The sequence below is a fragment of the Streptomyces sp. NPDC048590 genome (assembly GCF_043199535.1).
Taxonomy (GTDB): domain Bacteria; phylum Actinomycetota; class Actinomycetes; order Streptomycetales; family Streptomycetaceae; genus Streptomyces.
In genome coordinates, this window is sequence record NZ_JBICWC010000005.1 from 210,120 (window position 1) to 227,412 (window position 17,293).

The following is a 17,293-nucleotide window of genomic DNA, read 5'->3' on the forward strand; positions in this document are numbered from 1 at the left end:
GGGAGGCCGTCACGGCAGCAGCCCCGCGCGCCTGGCCGCCACGACCGCTTCCATCCGGGTGTGCGCACCGAGCTTCCGCATCGCCGACCGCAGATAGCTCTTCACCGTCTCCGGCCTGAGCCCCAGCCGTTCGGCGGCCGCGGCGTTCGTGGCCCCCGACGCCACACAGGCGATCACATCCATCTCGCGCGGAGCCAGAGGCACCCTTACGGGCCGTGCCGCCTCCGGCCCGGCGGCGGACGCCAGCCGCCCGCACACCGCGAGCAGCTCGTCACGCAGAACCGGATCCACGATCCTCGGCGCGAGGGCCCGCAGCTCACGGTGCGCCTCGCGGACGTCCTCCCAGGGCCCCGCCGCGACTCCCGGGCCGGCGATCTGCTCGCGGGTGGTCGCCAGGATGCCCTGCACCTCGTCCCGTACGGCCAGGGCCTGTTCCACGTCCCGGGCCGCCGAGGCCGCGGCGTCGTACACACGGTCGCCGAGCGCGAGCGGTTCACGCAGTGCCCCGTACAGCACACCGCGCACCGTGCGGCGCACGACGACGGGCACCGCCACCACCGAACGCAGGCCCTCCGCGGCGACCGCCGTGTCGTACTCGTGACTGATGTGGCGCGCCGAGGGATAGTCGGTGACCGCGCAGGGCCGGGACAGGGCCATGGCCTTGCCGCCGAGACCGCTCCCCGCCGAGATGACGAGTCCGCGCAGGGCCGGGGACCGGGCCCCGCTCAGCTCGACGATCCGGGCATGGCGGGCGTCCGACAGCAGCCCGCCGAACACCACCGGCAGCCCGCTGGTCCGGCGAAGGCCCAGCAGCGCGGACCGCAGCTCGATGGCCTCGCCAGGTTCCGGCACGTCGTCGACTCCCCGCCCCGTCGCCCCTACCCCCGTCCGGGGGTGGTGAGATCCGGGTCACTGTTCGCATGATGTTAAGGGACGTGGCAGCAACGAGGAGGACACATGCCGGCAACGAGTGCGACGGAGACGTTCCGGGAGGCCAGGGACTTCCTGATCGAGCACCGCGAGGACTGGACCGCGGCGTACGAAGGCTTCCGGTGGCCCCGCCCGGCCCACTTCAACTGGGCACTCGACTGGTTCGACGTCATCGCCGAGGGCAACGACCGCACCGCCCTCCACATCGTGGAGGAGGACGGCGGACGTACCGAGGTGTCCTTCGCCCGGATGGCGGCACGGTCCGCGCAGGCGGCGAACTGGCTGCGGGAACAGGGCGTGCGACCGGGGGACCGGATCCTCGTCATGCTGGGCAACCAGACCGAGCTGTGGGAGACGGCGCTCGCCGCGATGAAGCTGCGGGCCGTGGTCATCCCCGCCACCCCGCTGCTCGGACCGGTCGACCTGCGGGACAGGGTCGACCGGGGCAGGGTCGCGCACGTCCTCGTCCGGTCGCAGGACACGGCGAAGTTCGACGAGGTGCCCGGGGACTACACCCGTATCGCCGTCGGCGACGACGTCGAGGGGTGGCTCTCCTACAGCGGTGCGGACGAGGCGCCGGAGAGCTTCACGACGGACCGGGAGACCGACGCCGACGAACCCCTGATGCTCTATTTCACCTCCGGCACCACGGCCAGCCCGAAGCTGGTCGAGCACACCCATGTCTCCTACCCGGTCGGCCACCTGGCCACGATGTACTGGATCGGCCTCAAGCCCGGCGACGTCCACCTCAACATCTCCTCACCGGGCTGGGCCAAGCACGCCTGGTCCAACCTCTTCGCGCCGTGGAGCGCGGAGGCCACCGTCTTCATCTTCAACTACGACCGGTTCGACGCCGCCCGTCTGATGGCGGAGATGGACCGTTCCGCCGTCACCAGCTTCTGCGCCCCTCCGACTGTCTGGCGGATGCTCATCCAGGCCGACCTCACCCAGCTGAAGACCCCGCCCCGCGAGGTCGTCGCGGCGGGGGAGCCGCTCAACCCCGAGGTCATCGAGAGCGTGCGCCGGGCCTGGGGCGTCACCATCCGCGACGGGTTCGGCCAGACCGAGACCGCGGTCCAGGTGGCCAACTCGCCGGGACAGCCGCTCAAGGCGGGCTCGATGGGCCGCCCCAGCCCCGGCTTCAAGGTCGAGCTGCTGGACCCGGTCTCCGGTGAACCGGGCGCGGCCGAGGGGGAGATCGCCCTGGACCTGGCCGCCGCACCGGTGGGGCTGATGACGGGCTACCACGGTGACCCGGAGCGCACCGCCGAGGCCATGGCCGGCGGTTACTACCGCACCGGGGACATCGGCTCCCGGGACGAGGACGGCTACATCACCTACGTCGGCCGCGCGGACGACGTGTTCAAGGCATCCGACTACAAGATCTCGCCCTTCGAGCTCGAGAGCGCGCTGCTGGAACACGAAGCGGTCGCGGAGGCCGCCGTGGTCCCGGCGCCCGACCCGGTGCGGCTCTCCGTCCCGAAGGCCTACGTCGTGCTCGCCGAGGGCTGGGAGCCGGGCCCCGGCACCGCGAAGGCGCTCTTCGAACACTCCAGGGCGGTCCTCGCACCGTACAAGCGCATCCGGCGCCTCGAGTTCGCCGAGCTCCCCAAAACGGTCTCGGGGAAGATCCGCAGGATCGAGCTGCGTGAGCACACCGCGCAGGGCGGCGGTACCGAGTATGACGAGGGGGACCTGCGATGACCGGACTCTCCTACGCCCACGGCACCGGTGAGACTCCCCTGCTGGGTGACACCATCGGACGCAACCTCGACCGGGCGGTCGAGGCGTTCGGCGAGCGCGAGGCCCTGGTCGACGTGGTCTCGGGGCGCCGCTGGACGTACGCCGAGTTCGGCGCGGCCGTCGAGGAGCTGGCCCGCGCGTTCATGGCGTCCGGTGTGGAGAAGGGCGACCGGGTCGGCATCTGGGCCGTCAACTGCCCCGAATGGGTGCTCGTCCAGTACGCCACGGCCCGGATCGGCGCCGTCATGGTGACCATCAACCCCGCCTACCGCGCCCACGAGCTGCGGTACGTGCTGGACCAGGCGGGGGTCTCCGTCCTCGTCGCCTCGCTCTCCCATCGCACCAGCGACTACCGGGCCCTCGTGGAGGAAGTCCGCGCCGACTGCCCCGGGCTGCGGTCCGTGCACTACATCGGCGATCCCACCTGGGACGAACTGACCTCGGGTGCGCTGTCAGTGACTCCGGACCAGCTGGCCGCCCGGGAGGCCACGCTGTCCTGTGACGACCCGATCAACATCCAGTACACCTCGGGGACCACCGGGTTTCCCAAGGGGGCGACCCTCTCCCACCACAACATCCTCAACAACGGCTTCTTCGTGGGGGAGATGGTCGCCTACACCGAGGCCGACCGGGTCTGTGTCCCCGTGCCCTTCTACCACTGCTTCGGCATGGTCATGGGGAATCTGGCGGTCACCTCGCACGGTGCCTGCATCGTGATCCCCGCGCCAGCCTTCGAGCCCGCCGCCGTCCTCCTCGCCGTCCAGGAGGAGCGCTGCACCTCGCTCTACGGGGTGCCGACGATGTTCATCGCGGAGCTCGATCTGCCCGGCTTCGCCTCCTACGACCTCTCCTCGCTCCGTACCGGGATCATGGCCGGATCGCCCTGCCCGGTCGAGGTGATGAAGCGGGTCGTCGCACAGATGCACATGGAGGAGGTCTCGATCTGCTACGGGATGACGGAGACCTCACCCGTCTCCACCCAGACCCGCCGCGACGACGATCTGGAGCGCCGCACCGGAACGGTCGGCCGGGTGATGCCGCACATCGAGGTGAAGGTCGTCGACCCGGTGACAGGGGTGACCCTCCCGCGCGGAGCGACCGGTGAACTCTGCACGCGGGGCTACAGCGTGATGCTCGGTTACTGGGAGCAGCCGGAGCGGACCGCCGAAGTCCTCGACGCGGGGCGCTGGATGCACACGGGCGATCTCGCCGTGATGCGTGAGGACGGCTACGTCCAGATCACCGGCCGGATCAAGGACATGATCATCCGCGGCGGAGAGAACGTCTACCCGCGCGAGATCGAGGAGTTCCTCCACGGACACCCGAAGATCGCGGACGTGCAGGTCGTGGGGGTGCCCGACGAACGGTACGGGGAGGAGATCCTGGCGTGTGTGATCCCCCGTGACCCGGCCGACCCGCCCACGCAGGACGAGATCACCGCCTACTGCCGGGAGAGGCTGGCGCACTACAAGGTTCCCCGGGGGCTGCGGATCCTCGACACCTTCCCGATGACGGTCAGCGGCAAGGTCCGCAAGGTCGAACTGCGGGAGGGCTACGGGGCGTAGCGGCGCCCGTGGGGGTCGCGTGATCAGGCGGCCTCGATGACTCCGGAGCCTATGCCCTGGGTCGCCGTGGCCCACTCGATCAGCAGTACTTCGTACGCCGCGACCTCCACCGGGGTCCATTCCAGGCCCTTCCGCGAGTCGACGAGGGCGCGGATCGCCTCGTTGGCCTCGACCGCGGACGGGTGGGTGGGTTGGGTTGGAAATGTGGTGGTGTGGGTGGAAAGCCGGTGAGTTAAGACCATGCCTTCACTGTACGTCCTCATACTGACAGCAGCTCGAACATATGCGGCTGGCAGAGCACAGGTGACCGAAATCATGCGCAGGGGACGGGTGGTCAGGGGCCGATGCTGACGAGTTCGTCGGCAGGTCCGTTCACCGGCCGGGGTGTCCCGGTCAGGTCGAGGACGAACAGCGGGATCGCCAGGCCGTCGGCGCGTGAGCGGGCCTCGTCGGTGTAGCCGGCCAGCGAGAACATCGCGCTCGACACCGAGGAGTTCAGCGCGTTCAGCCAGAGGCACTCGACGTCGCGCAGGGCCGTCGGGCGGGTGGTCGCGTCGACCTGTGCGACGAGGCCGGCCGCCCTCAGGTCGATCCGGGAGCCCGGGCGCGTCTGCGACTCGACGACCTCGCGGAATCCCAGCCACCTCAGGTAGAGCGCGGCGGTGCTGACCGCGTCGCGCGCCGTGCGGATCACCAGAGGCCGGAAGGACGGTCTCGGTCGGGCGGCCGTCCGCGGCAGCGGTATGTGGGCGGGGCCCGGTGAACCCGTCGCGGGGGCCGGCCGCCCGCCGTCCCTGGTCGCCATCGGGCGTACCGGGATTCGCAGCACCGCGCCGCAGGGGCAGCAGAGTTCGGGGTGCGGCCACTGGTCGCGCCGGCCGCACGAGTGGCAGCGCACGCTCACCCAGTCGTCGTTCCAGGTGCGGTGCGTGATCACCACGGGCGGAGCGCCGCGCATCAGCGGCGGGGCCGCCGGAGCGCCGCAGGGGCAGGGGTACACCGGCGTGACGTACGCGTGGTCGCGGCTGCAGGCCGGGCAGCGCACCGGTACGGACTCCACGTGCTGCCCCTTCCCCCGCCTGCCGGGCGGTGACTGCGTTCCGTACGCCCATCGTCCACCAGGAGCGACGTCCGGGGGAGTGATTCGCGCACTTCGGGCCACCGGTGCCCGCCCTTCTCGTCCCGTCCCTTGACTGCGGTCCCGGACGTCCTTACATTGATTCCGTATAGCAGAACAAAGTTTCCGTAATGCGGAATTGGTGCTCTCAGGTGGCGCGACAGAGCCCGACTCCACCAAGTCCGAGCAGGAGCTCTCATGCCTCGTATGACCGCTGCCCGAGCGGCAGTTGAGATCCTCAAGCGCGAAGGCGTCAGCAACGCGTTCGGCGTGCCGGGTGCGGCGATCAACCCGTTCTACGCGGCCCTCAAGGCCTCCGGCGGGGTGCACCACACCCTGGCCCGCCACGTCGAGGGCGCCTCCCACATGGCGGAGGGGTACACCCGTGCCGCCGCCGGGAACATCGGCGTGTGCATCGGCACGTCGGGGCCCGCGGGCACCGACATGATCACCGGCCTCTACTCGGCCATCGCCGACTCGATCCCGATCCTCTGCATCACGGGCCAGGCCCCCACGGCCGTCCTCCACAAGGAGGACTTCCAGGCCGTCGACATCGCGTCGATCGCCGCCCCGGTGACCAAGGCCGCCACCACCGTCCTGGAGGCCGCGCAGGTCCCGGGCGTCTTCCAGCAGGCCTTCCACCTGATGCGCACGGGCCGGCCCGGCCCGGTCCTCATCGACCTGCCCATCGACGTGCAGCTCACCGAGATCGACTTCGACCCGGAGCTCTACGAGCCGCTGCCCATGCACAAGCCCGCCGCGACCCGCAAGCAGATCGAGCGGGCCGTCGAGATGCTGAACGCCTCGGAGCGGCCACTGATCGTCGCCGGCGGCGGGATCATCAACGCCGACGCCCCCAACCTGCTGGTCGAGTTCGCCGAGCTGACGGGTGTCCCGGTCGTGCCCACGCTGATGGGCTGGGGCATCCTGCCCGACGACCACGAGCTCAACGCCGGCATGGTCGGCCTCCAGACCTCGCACCGCTACGGCAACGCGAACTTCCTGGAGTCCGACTTCGTCCTCGGCATCGGCAACCGCTGGGCCAACCGCCACACCGGCAAGCTCGACGTGTACACCCAGGGCCGCACCTTCGTCCACGTGGACATCGAGCCCACCCAGCTCGGCAAGATCTTCGCCCCCGCCCTCGGTATCGCCTCGGACGCCAAGGCGGCCCTGGAGCTGTTCGTCGAGGTGGCGCGCGAACTGAAGGCCGCGGGCAAGCTGAAGGACCGCTCGCAGTGGGCCGCGTCCACCCAGGAGCGGCGGGCGACCCTCCAGCGCCGCACGCACTTCGACAACGTGCCGCTGAAGCCGCAGCGGGTCTACGAGGAGATGAACCGGGCCTTCGGCCCCGAGACGCGTTACGTCTCCACCATCGGCCTCTCGCAGATCGCCGGCGCCCAGATGCTCCACGTCTACCGTCCCCGGCACTGGATCAACTGCGGCCAGGCGGGGCCGCTCGGCTGGACGATCCCGGCGGCGCTCGGTGTCGCCACGGCGGACCCGGAGGGCTCGGTCGTCGCCCTCTCCGGCGACTACGACTTCCAGTTCATGCTGGAGGAGCTCGCGGTCGGTGCCCAGCACCGCATCCCGTACGTCCACGTCCTGGTGAACAACTCCTACCTGGGGCTGATCCGCCAGGCGCAGCGCAACTTCGACATCGACTTCCAGGTCAACCTGGAGTTCGAGAACCAGAACTCCCCGGAGCTCGGCGTCTACGGCGTGGACCACGTCAAGGTCGTCGAGGGCCTGGGCTGCAAGGCGATCCGGGTCACCGAGCCGGACCAGCTGCTGCCCGCGTTCGAGGAGGCGAAGAAGCTCGCGGCCGAACACCGGGTGCCGGTCGTCGTCGAGGCGATCCTCGAGCGGGTCACGAACATCTCGATGAGCGGCTCGGACATCGCGTCCGTCAACGAGTTCGAGGACCTCGCGACGGAACCGGGCCACGCCCCCACGGCCGTCCGCCCGCTGACGAAGGCCTGATCCCTCACACCGTGGCCCCCGCCCCTCGCACGGAGGGGCGGGGGCCACGGCCGTTCTCACCCGGGCCCCTGGCCCTTGGGTACCTCGCAGGACCCCATCACGGGGCCGAAGGACCCGCGTGTTCTGCCCGTGGCAGAGACCGGCCGGGCAGGCCCCGAGGCTCCGTACAGTCCACTCTCATGACGACGATCACGACACGGACGGTCACCTATCCGGCCGACGGGCTGACCATGGTCGGGCACCTCGCCCTGCCTGCCGGTCACGACCGCAGGCCCGCGGTGCTGATCGGGCCGGAGGGGATGGGGCTCAGCGACGTGGAGCGCCGCCGGGCCGACGCTCTCGCCGAACTCGGCTACGTGGCCCTGGCCTTCGACCTTCACGGGGGGCGCTACCTGGGCGACCCCGAGGAGATGCTGGCCCGTTGCCTGCCGCTGCTCGCCGATCCCGGCCGGATGCGGGGCATCGGCCACGCGGCGCTCGACGTGCTGCGCGCCGAACCGCGGACCGCCCCCGACCGGATCGCCGCCGTGGGCTACGGCACCGGAGGCGCCGTGGGGCTGGAACTCGGGCGTGACGGCGCCCACCTGCGCGCGATCGGGACGGTCAACGCGACCACCACGGGCCGGCCGGGTGAGGCGGAGCGCATCCGCTGCCCGGTGTGGGCCGGGGTCGGTTCGGAGGACCCGATCATGGCGCCCGCGCAACGGGACGCGTTCACCGCGGAGATGCAGGCCGCGGGCGTCGACTGGCGCCTGACGGTCTACGGCGGCGCTCTGCACGCCTTCCACCACCCGCCGGTCGACCACCCCACGGTCCCCGGAGTCGGATACCACCCGCGGCACGCACGGCGGGCCTGGCGCGACGTCGTCGACCTGCTCGCCGAATGCCTGCCCGTGACGGAGCGTCCGGGAAACGACCCGGGCGACCAGCCCGGCGCCGGGCGCTGAGGGGCCAGGGGATGCGGGCCCGGGACGACACACGGATGCGGTGCACGCCGACCGGCGTGCACCGCATCCCCGCACAGTGTGCTCTTCGTCCAACAGCGACCGCGACGGCGGGCCGTGGGCCTGACGGCCGGGCTCCTTCAGGTCTGGAGCCGGCCGCCGGGCCCGTCGCCACCGCACTGGCGTCGCCCGCCGCCGCGGTCCCGTCCTGCCGGTGCCGCGCGCACCCCTCATCCGGGTGCGCGGCGCGGGCAGGGCCTGGGGGTGAGGCTCAGTCCTCGCGCAGGGCGCGGACGGCCTCCTCCACGCGCTTGCCGTAGTCGGCGTCGGCGGCGTGGAAGTGGGCGAGGTTCTTCTCGATCACGTCGTCACGGGTGACCTGCGACAGCCCGCCCGCGATGTTGGCGATCAGACGGTCCTTCTCGTCGGCCGACATCAGGCGGTACAGCTCGCCGGCCTGGAAGAAGTCGTCGTCCTTGGTGTGGAGCGGTGCCTCGTGGGCGCCGGTCCAGCCCTGCACGGGCAGCGGCGCGGCGAGAGGCGCACCGGTCTGCGCGGGCCCGGCGTACGAGTTGGGCTCGTAGTTCTTGTCCTGGCGCGAGCCGTAACGCGTGGCGTGGAGCCCGTCGCGCCCGTAGTTGTCCGCGGTCGTCGCCTTCGGGGCGTTGACCGGGAGCTGGGTGTGGTTGATGCCCAGGCGGTAGCGCTGCGCGTCGGCGTAGGCGAACAGCCGTCCCTGGAGCATCTTGTCCGGGGAGGGACCGATGCCGGGCACGAAGTTGTTCGGCGAGAACGCCGCCTGCTCCACCTCGCCGAAGACGTTGTCCGGGTTGCGGTCCAGCACGAGGCGGCCGACCCGCTGCAGCGGGTAGTCGGCGTGCGGCCACACCTTCGTCACGTCGAACGGGTTGAAGCGGTAGTCCGCCGCGTCCGCCGCCGGCATGACCTGCACGTGCAGGGTCCAGGAGGGGTTCACACCGCGCTCGATGGCCTGGAGGAGGTCCGTCTGGTGCGAGTTCGCGTCCTTGCCGACCTGCTCGGCGGCCTGCTCGGCCGAGAGGGAGCGCACGCCCTGGTTGGTCTTGAAGTGGTACTTGACGAAGAAGGCGTCGCCCGCCGCGTTGGTCCACTGGTAGGTGTGCGAGCCGTAGCCGTTCATGTGGCGGTACGACGCGGGGATGCCGCGGTCGCCCATCAGCCACGTCACCTGGTGTGTCGCCTCGGGGGCGTGGGCCCAGAAGTCCCAGACGTTGTCCGGCTCCTGGCGACCGGTGAAGGGGTCGCGCTTCTGGGAGTGGATGAAGTCGGGGAACTTGATCGGGTCCTTGATGAAGAACACCGGGGTGTTGTTGCCGACGAGGTCGTAGTTGCCCTCGTTCGTGTAGAACTTGAGGGCGAAACCGCGGGGGTCGCGCACGGCGTCGGCGCCACCGAGGGAGTCGGCGACCGTCGAGAAGCGGATGAACGTCTCGGTGCGGCGGCCCACCTCGGAGAGGAAGTCGGCGCTGGTGAAGCCGGTGACGTCGTCCGTCACCTCGAAGTAGCCGTACGCGCCGGAACCGCGGGCGTGGACGACGCGCTCCGGGATGCGCTCACGGTTGAAGCGGGCGAGCTTCTCGAGCAGGTGCTGGTCCTGGATCAGGATCGGCCCGCCGGCGCCTGCGGTGGCGGAGTTCTGGTTGTCGGCGACCGGGGCGCCTGACTCGGTCGTGAGCACACGCTGGGACATGGAGGCCTTCCGTACGGGGCTGCTGACGGCTTCAGGAGCGTAGATTCGCCGGGAACGATGCGTCAACAGTTTGTTGAATTTGGAGGAAGAGATTCCGGGTCGCGGCGACGCCTGGGCGCGACAGGACAGGTGTCAGCGCCGCCGCGACCCGGAGTTCAGGGGGCCCGTCGGAGGGCCGGGGTGTCAGACCTGGGAGCCGGAGAGCCGCTCGACGGAGCGCAGCAGCGCCGAGTGGTCGAGACCGCCGTCGCCCTGCGCGCGCAGGGAGGCGACCAGCTGGGCCACGACCCCGCCGACGGGAAGCGCCGCGCCGACGTTGCGGGCGGCGTCCGTGACGATGCCCATGTCCTTGTGGTGCAGGTCGATCCGGAAGCCGGGGGCGAAGTCCCGCTTCAGGAAGTTGTCCTTCTTGCGGGTCAGGACCGTCGATCCGGCGAGCCCGCCGTTCAGGACGTCGAGTGCGGCGGCCAGGTCGACCCCGGACTTCTCCAGGAAGACCACGGCCTCGGCGCAGGCCTGGATGTTGACCGCGACGATCAGCTGGTTGGCGGCCTTCACCGTCTGGCCGGAGCCGTGCGGCCCGCAGAGCACGATGGTCTTGCCCAGCGCGTCGAACAGCGGCTTGGCGGCGTCGAAGTCGCTCTGCTCGCCGCCGACCATGATGGACAGCACGGCCTCGATCGCTCCGGCCTCGCCGCCGGAGACCGGGGCGTCCAGCACGCGGATGCCCTTGTCCTTGGCGTTCGACGCCAGGTCGACGGAGGTCTGCGGCGTGATCGAGGACATGTCGATCAGGAGGGCGCCGCTGCGGGCGTTCTCCAGGATGCCGTCCTCGCCGTACGCGACGGCCTCGACCTGGGGGGAGGCCGGGACCATGGTGATCACGACGTCGGCGTCACGCACCGCCTCCGCGATCGAGGCGGCACCCTTGCCGCCCGCCGCGACGAGCCGGTCGATCTTGTCCTGCTCCAGGGTGTAGCCGGTGACCTGGTATCCGGCCTTGATGAGGTTCTCGGCCATGGGGGAGCCCATGATGCCGAGGCCGATCCAGGCGACCTTGGGGAGGTTGCTGCTCATGAGGGTGCCTTCCGGTAAGCGTGGGTGCGTCAGGGGGCGGGCGTCAGCGGGCCGGCCGGTGCTCGGCGGGGAGCCAGTCGAACGCCTCGGCGCTCGGCCGGTCGCCCGGCTTGTACTCCAGGCCGACCCGGCCGGTGTAACCGGCCTCGGTCAGCTCGTCGAGCAGTCGCTCCAGCGGGAGCGTGCCGGTGCCGGGCGCGCCGCGCCCCGGCTTGTCGGCGATCTGGACGTGGCCGGTCTTCGAGGCGTACGCCTTGATCACCTGGCTGAGGTCCTCGTCGTTCATCGACAGGTGGTAGAGGTCGAGCAGGAACTTCGCGTTGCCGAGGCCCGTCGCCGCGTTGACCTTGTCGACGACCTCGACACCGGCCGGTGCGCTCACCAGCGGATAGCGCGGTGACTCCGGGGCGTTGAGCGTCTCGATCAGCAGGACCGCGCCGATCCGGTCGGCCGCGCGGGCCGCCAGGACCAGGTTCTCCAGGGCGAGTTCGTCCTGTACGGCCGGGTCCACGCCGTCGACGCGGTTGCCGTACAGGGCGTTGAGCGCCTTGCAGCCGACGGACGCGGCGAAGTCGGCCGCCACGTCGATGTTGGCGCGGAAGCGGTCCGACTCCTCGCCGGGCACGGCGAGCGCCCCGCGGTCGGGGCCGGGCAGCTGCCCGGCGTAGAAGTTCAGTCCCACCAGCTGGGTGCCGGCGTCGTCGAGCGCCTTCTTGAGGGCGTCGAGCTCGGCCTGCGGCGGGGTGGGGGTCTCGATCCAGGGCCACCACAGCTCGACCGCCGTGAAGCCGGCCGCGGCGGCTGCCGCGGGACGCTCCACGAGCGGGAGTTCCGTGAAGAGGATCGAAAGGTTCACATCGAAGCGCTGGTCCGGGTATCCCATGAGGATGTGTGCGCTCCTTCCGTATTGCGGAAGTTGTTTTCTGCTTAACGGAAGATTGCCCGGAGGGTGCCCGGGATGTCAAGGGGGTCCCGGAAAATCGGACCGACGGCGGCGGGACGTACGCCCAGGTGAGCCCCGATCCGGACATGAAAGCGGGGCGGTGGCCGAATCCGGCCGCCGCCCCGCTCCCATCAGGCCTTCCTCAGCTCGCGGGCACCGTGTCCTGGAACGTCGTCCCCGCACTCCGGTACGCCCCGACCATGGCGTTGACCTGCGCCGGGGTGAGGACCTGGTCCTTCACGTGCAGCACGTAGTCCACCTGCTGGTCGTACGAGCGCGGCGTGGTGCTCGTCTGCCCCTGGAGGTCGATCAGCCACTGGTTGAAGTTGATCGACATCGGCCGCTCGGGCAGATAGGCGGAGCCGTGGGTCCCGAAGGGCTGCCCGTCGACGTAGTAGGTGATCGTGCTGTTGTCGATGGTCACCACCAGGTCGTGCCAGCCCGCGTAGCTCTGCCGGGACTCGCTGTGCGCGTTGACGGCCTCCCACGGGTCGGGGCGGTAGGTCTCCCACGACGTCGTGTAGAGGATGTTGGCCGGCTCGCCCCAGCCGCCGTTCGGCAGGTACTCGAAGTCGTACTCGGCGTAGTCGTCGGCCATCGGGGCCTTCAGGTCGTTGATGGTGAAGAACGTCTGCACCAGCCGGTCGCCGTCAGGTCCCGAGCGGGGGGCGTCGCTGAACTTCACCCGCGCCGCGTACGTGCCGTTCCTGAACTTCGTCGCCTGGGTGAGCACTTCGGTCTGGACCGTGCTCGCCGCGGTTCCGGCGGTCGAGGTCTCCAGGTTCATCACCGAGTTGCCGCTCTGGGAGGCGAAGGTGACGTTCTGGGGGGCCCAGGTCGCGCCCGGGACGCCGGGGCCGCCCGAGTTGGAACGCACGCTCCAGCCGTGCTGCGCGATCTTCGGGTCGGTGTGGCCGCTGTAGTTGAAGTCGTCGAAGAGACGCGGCCCGTCCGCGGGCGGGTCGGTCGGCGGGTCCGTGGGGTCGGTCGGGTCCGTCGGGCCGTTGCCGGCCGGAGCCTCGCCCCACACGGTCGCGCCGCCGACCTGCGCGGTCACCTTCGGCCAGTCGCCGTACGACGAACGCCCCGCGCCGAAGGAGTAGTCGTCCGACTGCGTCAGCGTCTGCCAGGACGCCTGGTAGAAGCGCAGCTGCATGTCACCGGTGTCCGCGCCCGGGGCGAGCGAGCCCGCGCCCGGGGTGAAGCCGATCTCCAGGTAGCGGTCGGCGGTGGCTGTCGGGGAGGCGAGCGTGCCGAAGGTCCCGGTGATGTTCGCGCAGCCCTTCACCGCCCATGAACAGGCGAAACGGTAGGCGGCGGAGGCCGAATCGGCCTTGAAGTAGTAGCGCACCTTGACGCTGCTCAGCGGCACGGAGGCGCTGCCGGAGTTGCGCACCTTGAGCCAGGGCTCGCTCTGGTCGGCGGTCGCGCCGCCCGCGCTCGTTCGGTACTGGACGACGAGCCCCTCCCCGGCGGCCGAGGCGGCCGAGGGGAGCGCGGCGAGACCTGTGCAGGCCAGGGCGACGGTCGCGGCGGCCGCGGCCGCCGCGCGCAGCCGCCTTCCTCGGGGGCTGCCGACAGCCGTGGTGGAGGCCGGTGTGTGGGTGTTCACAGGCGTGTTCCTCTCCGGAACGAAGGTGGGGGACTGATCACGGACGGATTCGCGCTGTACCTGCGGACGCGGCCGGAGACGGCCGCGCGTCCAGTGGGCGGTAGGGGACGCCCAGGGCGTCCAGCCGGGCGGTGTGATGGCGCAGCCGCTCGACGAACCCCGGCCAGTCACCGCGTCCGCCGGACCAGGAGCGGTCCGCGAGCGCGCACAGCCTGGGGTAGCTGAGGTATTCGATCTCGTCGGGGGTGCGCGCGTACTCGGTCCACACGTGCGCCTGGGTCCCGAGCACCAGGGCGCGCTGCTCCTCGGGCCAGGCGGCGGGAGCCGGTTCGTGGTCGTGGACCGTGCGCAGGGGGACCGGAGCGCCGGGCTGGGCCACCGGTTCACCGGGGTCACCGGACTGGGCGTAGTCGAGATAGGTCGCCCGGTGGTGCGCGGCGACGACCCGGTGGCCGCGCTCCACCGCCGCCCTGGCATGGGTGGGCTCGTGCCAGGTCATCACGGTGAAGTCCAGCGGAAGTTCACTGCCCGTCACGGCCCAGCCGAGGGGAACGCGCCCCCGCTCGACCAGATGGGCGCCCACCCGGCCCAGGAACCAGCCGTGCAGCGCGCGGGCGTCCGGCAGCCCCTCGGCCGAGGCGCGCGCTTGCGCCGCCGGGCTGCGCTCCCACTCGGTGGTGGGGCACTCGTCGCCGCCGATGTGGATGTGGCGGGAGGGGAAGACGTCCATCACCTCGTCCAGCACCGCCCGGCAGAAGTCGAAGACCTCCTCGTGGACACCGAACACCGTGTCGCACACCCCCCAGTGGGTCCACACGTCCAGTTCCCGCGAGGGATCGTTGCCGAGCTCCGGGTAGGCGGCGAGCGCGGCCCGCGCGTGGCCGGGCATCTCGATCTCGGGAACCACCTCGACACCCAGGGACGCCGCGTGCCGCACCAGGGCGCGCAACTCCTCCTTGGTGTAGGAGCCCGAGTGCGGCACCGCGTCGAAGCGCGCCCCGGTCGGGCCGGTGGGCCCGGCCTGGGACCGTGCGCGGCGGGCGCCCACCCCGGTCAGCCGGGGGTAGGCGTCGACGGGCATCCGCCAGCCCTGGTCGTCGGTGAGGTGCAGGTGCAGGGTGTTCAGCTTGTGCAGGGCCATCAGATCGACGTACCGGTGCAGATACTCCACGGGCTGGAAGTGGCGGGCCACGTCCAGCATCGCCCCGCGCCACGGATACGCGGGCACATCGCTGATCTCGACGCAGGGCAGCTCCCACGTGTCGGCCCCCGGCACTCCGCCCGACAGTGCCTCGGGCGGCAGCAGCTGACGGATCGTCTGTACGCCGCGCAGCAGTCCGGTCGGTCCGGCCGCCCGCAGCAGCAGCGCCTGCGGGCTCACCGTGAGCCCGTACCCCTCGTCGCCCAGACCCTCCAGCTCCGGGTCCAGCGCCAGGACGATCCGTCCGTCCGCGGACGCGTGCAGCGGGAGCCGGGTGTCGCGGCCGACCAGGGTCCGCAGCAGCGCGGCGGCGGGCTCGGCCCCGGGCAGGGCCCGCACGGCCGTGTCCCGGTCGAGGACGAACCGGCCGGGCCTGGGCGAGACCCTGCCGGGCCGGGGCACCAGGGACAGGTCGGGGCGAGGTACGGGCACGAGGGCCTCCAGGATCGGATCGTGGGGGAGGAAAGCGGGGACGGTGTCGACCGCGGCCCGTGGCGGCGCGGGGGACGGTGTCTCCCTCAGCCTTTGACGGCGCCGGCGGCGAAGCCTGAGGTGACATGGCGCTGGAGCAGCAGGAAGACCACCAGAGCCGGCAGCGCGAACAGGGTGGAGGCGGCCATGGTGGCGCCCCAGTCGGTGCCGAAGGTGTTCTGGAACGACGACAGCCAGACCGGCAGCGTCCGGTTGTCCTGCTCCTTGATGATCAGGAAGTTGGCGTACGCGAACTCGTTCCACGCCGTGATGAAGCCGAACAGCGACGTCGCCATCAGCCCCGGCGCCAGCAGCGGCAGCGCGACCCGCCGGAACGCGCCGGTACGGGAACAGCCGTCGACCTGCGCCGCCTCCTCCAGCTCGGGAGGGATGGTTCCGATGAACCCCCGCAGCACCACGATCGTGAACGGCAGGGTGATCATGAAGTAGACGAGGGTGAGCGTCGGCAGCCGGTCGAGCATCCCGGTGTCACGGGAGATGATGTAGACGGGGATGATCAGCGATTCCCAGGGCGCCATCTGCGCGATGAAGACCATCAGCATGAACTGCCGCCGGCCCTTCCAGCGCATCCTGGCCACCGCGAAGGCCGCGCCGAGCGCGACCAGCAGCGCCAGCAGCACCGCGCCGAGCGTGACGAGGACGCTGTTGCGCCAGAAAAGGCCGAAGCCGTCCGCGTCCACGGCCTTGCGGAAGTGGTCCAGCGTCCAGGTGTACGGGACGAGCCGGGGCTCGGCGGACTGGATGTCCCGGGACGGCTTGAAGGCCGTCGAGATCATCCAGTACACCGGGAACAGGCAGACCACGACCGTCAGCGTGGCGCCGGCGTTCAGCGGGAGACGTCTCGGGCGGGGGTGGCGAAGGCTCATCGGAGATCGTCCTCCTGGCGGAACATCTGGCGGAAGTAGAGGACGAGGACCCCGGACATCAGGACCACGGTGACCATCGAGGCCGCGGACCCCAGGTCGTAGCGCTGGCCGGACAGGGCCGTCTGGACCGCGTAGACCGGCAGGATGGTGGTGGCGTCGCCCGGCCCGCCCCTGGTCATCACCCAGATCTGCACGAACGCCTTGAAGGTCCAGATCACCTCGAGCGAGAACACCAGCATGAAGATCGGCCGGAGCATCGGGAAGGTGACCGAGCGGAAGATCCGGCCGGAGCCCGCCCCGTCCAGCCGGGCGGACTCGTACAGCTCCTGCGGCACGGTGGTCAGCGCCGAGTACAGGGTGATCGCGGCGAAGGGGACGGACTGCCAGACGATCAGCGTCACCAGGATCGCGAAGGCGGCGGTCCCGTTCGCGAACCAGGGATACCGGTCGAACGAGTCGAAGCCCAGCGAGGTCAGCGACCAGTTCACGATCCCGAACTCGGAGTGGAACAGCCACTGGAAGACCGTGGTGGCGGCGACCACCGGCATCGCCCAGGCCAGCACCAGCGAGCACAGCACCACGGTCCGTCCGGCCCGGCCGAGCCGCTCCACCATGAGGGCGACCAGGGTGGCGATCACCATGATCAGGGCGACGTTGACCGCCATGAACACGAAGGTGCGCCGGACCACCTCCCAGAACCGGGGGTCGGACAGCAGCGTCCGGTAGTTCCGCAGCCCGACGAACTCCGCGTCACCGGTGATCAGCTGGCGGAGCCTGAAGTCCTGGAGCGAGATCAGGACGGCACGGACCAGCGGGTAGACGAGCAGGTAGACCATGCCGCCCACGGCCGGGGCGACCAGGACGTACGGCCACAGGCCACCGGTCGGGGCCCGGCCGGACCGGCGCCGGGGGCCGGGTGGGTCCGTGGGACGGGGGGCCGGTCGCTGCCGGGGTGTGTGTGGTGCGGTGCCTTCGACGACGGCCGGCACTTCACACCTCCTTCCTGGGGGAGCGGGTCTCGGACGGGGCGGTACGGGAGCGCTCTCAACGGCGGGCGCGGGCGCCGCGGTCCCTCCACGGAGCCCGCCCCC

At 70.9% G+C, this 17,293-nt stretch carries 14 protein-coding genes; 4 read left to right on the top strand and 10 right to left on the bottom strand.

Annotated elements, in window-relative coordinates:
• Nucleotides 1-9 precede the first annotated feature (9 nt).
• Nucleotides 10-852 (bottom strand): response regulator transcription factor, encoded by an 843-nt coding sequence (locus tag ACGFNN_RS16830; RefSeq protein ID WP_393556535.1) that lies wholly within the window; start codon nucleotides 850-852, stop codon nucleotides 10-12.
• A 105-nt stretch (nucleotides 853-957) separates the two neighbouring features.
• Between ACGFNN_RS16830 and ACGFNN_RS16835 the strand changes: the two genes are divergently transcribed.
• Together ACGFNN_RS16835 and ACGFNN_RS16840 are read left to right on the top strand one after the other, a co-directional pair.
• Entirely contained in the window at nucleotides 958-2,634 is a 1,677-nt protein-coding gene (locus ACGFNN_RS16835; RefSeq protein WP_393556537.1) for an AMP-binding protein, read from the top strand.
• Nucleotides 2,631-4,238, top strand: coding sequence for an AMP-binding protein (locus tag ACGFNN_RS16840; RefSeq protein ID WP_393556538.1), 1,608 nt, complete (start codon nucleotides 2,631-2,633; stop codon nucleotides 4,236-4,238). The genes ACGFNN_RS16835 and ACGFNN_RS16840 overlap by 4 nt, the downstream gene beginning before the upstream one ends.
• A 23-nt stretch (nucleotides 4,239-4,261) precedes the next feature.
• Here ACGFNN_RS16840 and ACGFNN_RS16845 read toward each other — a convergent pair whose 3' ends face one another.
• Together ACGFNN_RS16845 and ACGFNN_RS16850 are read right to left on the bottom strand one after the other, a co-directional pair.
• The gene (locus tag ACGFNN_RS16845) at nucleotides 4,262-4,480 is read right to left on the bottom strand and encodes a hypothetical protein (protein ID WP_393556540.1); all 219 of its coding nucleotides are present in this window, start codon (nucleotides 4,478-4,480) and stop codon (nucleotides 4,262-4,264) included.
• Between the two features lie 92 nt (nucleotides 4,481-4,572).
• Nucleotides 4,573-5,298 (bottom strand): hypothetical protein, encoded by a 726-nt coding sequence (locus ACGFNN_RS16850; protein ID WP_393556542.1) that lies wholly within the window; start codon nucleotides 5,296-5,298, stop codon nucleotides 4,573-4,575.
• Between the two features lie 255 nt (nucleotides 5,299-5,553).
• On the opposite strand from ACGFNN_RS16850, the gene gcl reads away from it, so the two are divergent.
• Nucleotides 5,554-7,338, top strand: a complete 1,785-nt coding sequence (gene gcl, locus ACGFNN_RS16855; protein WP_393556544.1) for a glyoxylate carboligase — start codon at nucleotides 5,554-5,556, stop codon at nucleotides 7,336-7,338.
• 179 nt (nucleotides 7,339-7,517) lie between these two features.
• A complete protein-coding gene (locus ACGFNN_RS16860; protein WP_393556546.1) occupies nucleotides 7,518-8,285 on the top strand; it encodes a dienelactone hydrolase family protein in 768 nt (255 codons plus the stop codon).
• Nucleotides 8,286-8,553: 268 nt separating this feature from the next.
• Here the strand turns inward: ACGFNN_RS16860 and ACGFNN_RS16865 are convergent, their stop codons facing one another.
• The 7 genes from ACGFNN_RS16865 to ACGFNN_RS16895 all read right to left on the bottom strand — a co-directional run bounded on the left by ACGFNN_RS16865 (nucleotide 8,554) and on the right by ACGFNN_RS16895 (nucleotide 17,191).
• On the bottom strand, nucleotides 8,554-10,011 hold the full coding sequence (locus tag ACGFNN_RS16865; protein ID WP_393556548.1) for a catalase: 1,458 nt from the start codon (nucleotides 10,009-10,011) through the stop codon (nucleotides 8,554-8,556).
• Between the two features lie 183 nt (nucleotides 10,012-10,194).
• Complete coding sequence (locus ACGFNN_RS16870; RefSeq protein WP_362556409.1) at nucleotides 10,195-11,088, bottom strand: 2-hydroxy-3-oxopropionate reductase; 894 nt, start codon at nucleotides 11,086-11,088, stop codon at nucleotides 10,195-10,197.
• 43 nt (nucleotides 11,089-11,131) lie between these two features.
• Nucleotides 11,132-11,971, bottom strand: a complete 840-nt coding sequence (locus tag ACGFNN_RS16875; RefSeq protein ID WP_393556550.1) for a TIM barrel protein — start codon at nucleotides 11,969-11,971, stop codon at nucleotides 11,132-11,134.
• Between the two features lie 202 nt (nucleotides 11,972-12,173).
• Entirely contained in the window at nucleotides 12,174-13,643 is a 1,470-nt protein-coding gene (locus ACGFNN_RS16880) for a cellulose binding domain-containing protein (RefSeq protein ID WP_393556552.1), read from the bottom strand.
• 37 nt (nucleotides 13,644-13,680) lie between these two features.
• Nucleotides 13,681-15,276 carry a beta-N-acetylhexosaminidase gene (locus ACGFNN_RS16885; RefSeq protein ID WP_393556554.1) on the bottom strand — a complete coding sequence of 532 codons (1,596 nt, stop codon included), beginning with the start codon at nucleotides 15,274-15,276 and terminating at the stop codon, nucleotides 13,681-13,683.
• A gap of 86 nt (nucleotides 15,277-15,362) precedes the next feature.
• Complete coding sequence (locus ACGFNN_RS16890) at nucleotides 15,363-16,202, bottom strand: carbohydrate ABC transporter permease (protein ID WP_393556556.1); 840 nt, start codon at nucleotides 16,200-16,202, stop codon at nucleotides 15,363-15,365.
• Nucleotides 16,199-17,191 (bottom strand): carbohydrate ABC transporter permease, encoded by a 993-nt coding sequence (locus ACGFNN_RS16895; RefSeq protein ID WP_393556558.1) that lies wholly within the window; start codon nucleotides 17,189-17,191, stop codon nucleotides 16,199-16,201. The genes ACGFNN_RS16890 and ACGFNN_RS16895 overlap by 4 nt, the downstream gene beginning before the upstream one ends.
• Nucleotides 17,192-17,293: the final 102 nt, after the last annotated feature.

Coding starts and splice junctions, on each gene's coding strand:
- ACGFNN_RS16865 (WP_393556548.1), bottom strand. CDS start 10,011: ATGTCCCAGCGTGTGCTCACGACCGAGTCAGGCGCCCCGGTCGCCGAC.
- ACGFNN_RS16860 (WP_393556546.1), top strand. CDS start 7,518: ATGACGACGATCACGACACGGACGGTCACCTATCCGGCCGACGGGCTG.
- ACGFNN_RS16875 (WP_393556550.1), bottom strand. CDS start 11,971: ATGGGATACCCGGACCAGCGCTTCGATGTGAACCTTTCGATCCTCTTC.
- ACGFNN_RS16840 (WP_393556538.1), top strand. CDS start 2,631: ATGACCGGACTCTCCTACGCCCACGGCACCGGTGAGACTCCCCTGCTG.
- ACGFNN_RS16890 (WP_393556556.1), bottom strand. CDS start 16,202: ATGAGCCTTCGCCACCCCCGCCCGAGACGTCTCCCGCTGAACGCCGGC.
- ACGFNN_RS16870 (WP_362556409.1), bottom strand. CDS start 11,088: ATGAGCAGCAACCTCCCCAAGGTCGCCTGGATCGGCCTCGGCATCATG.
- ACGFNN_RS16835 (WP_393556537.1), top strand. CDS start 958: ATGCCGGCAACGAGTGCGACGGAGACGTTCCGGGAGGCCAGGGACTTC.
- gcl (WP_393556544.1), top strand. CDS start 5,554: ATGCCTCGTATGACCGCTGCCCGAGCGGCAGTTGAGATCCTCAAGCGC.
- ACGFNN_RS16845 (WP_393556540.1), bottom strand. CDS start 4,480: ATGGTCTTAACTCACCGGCTTTCCACCCACACCACCACATTTCCAACC.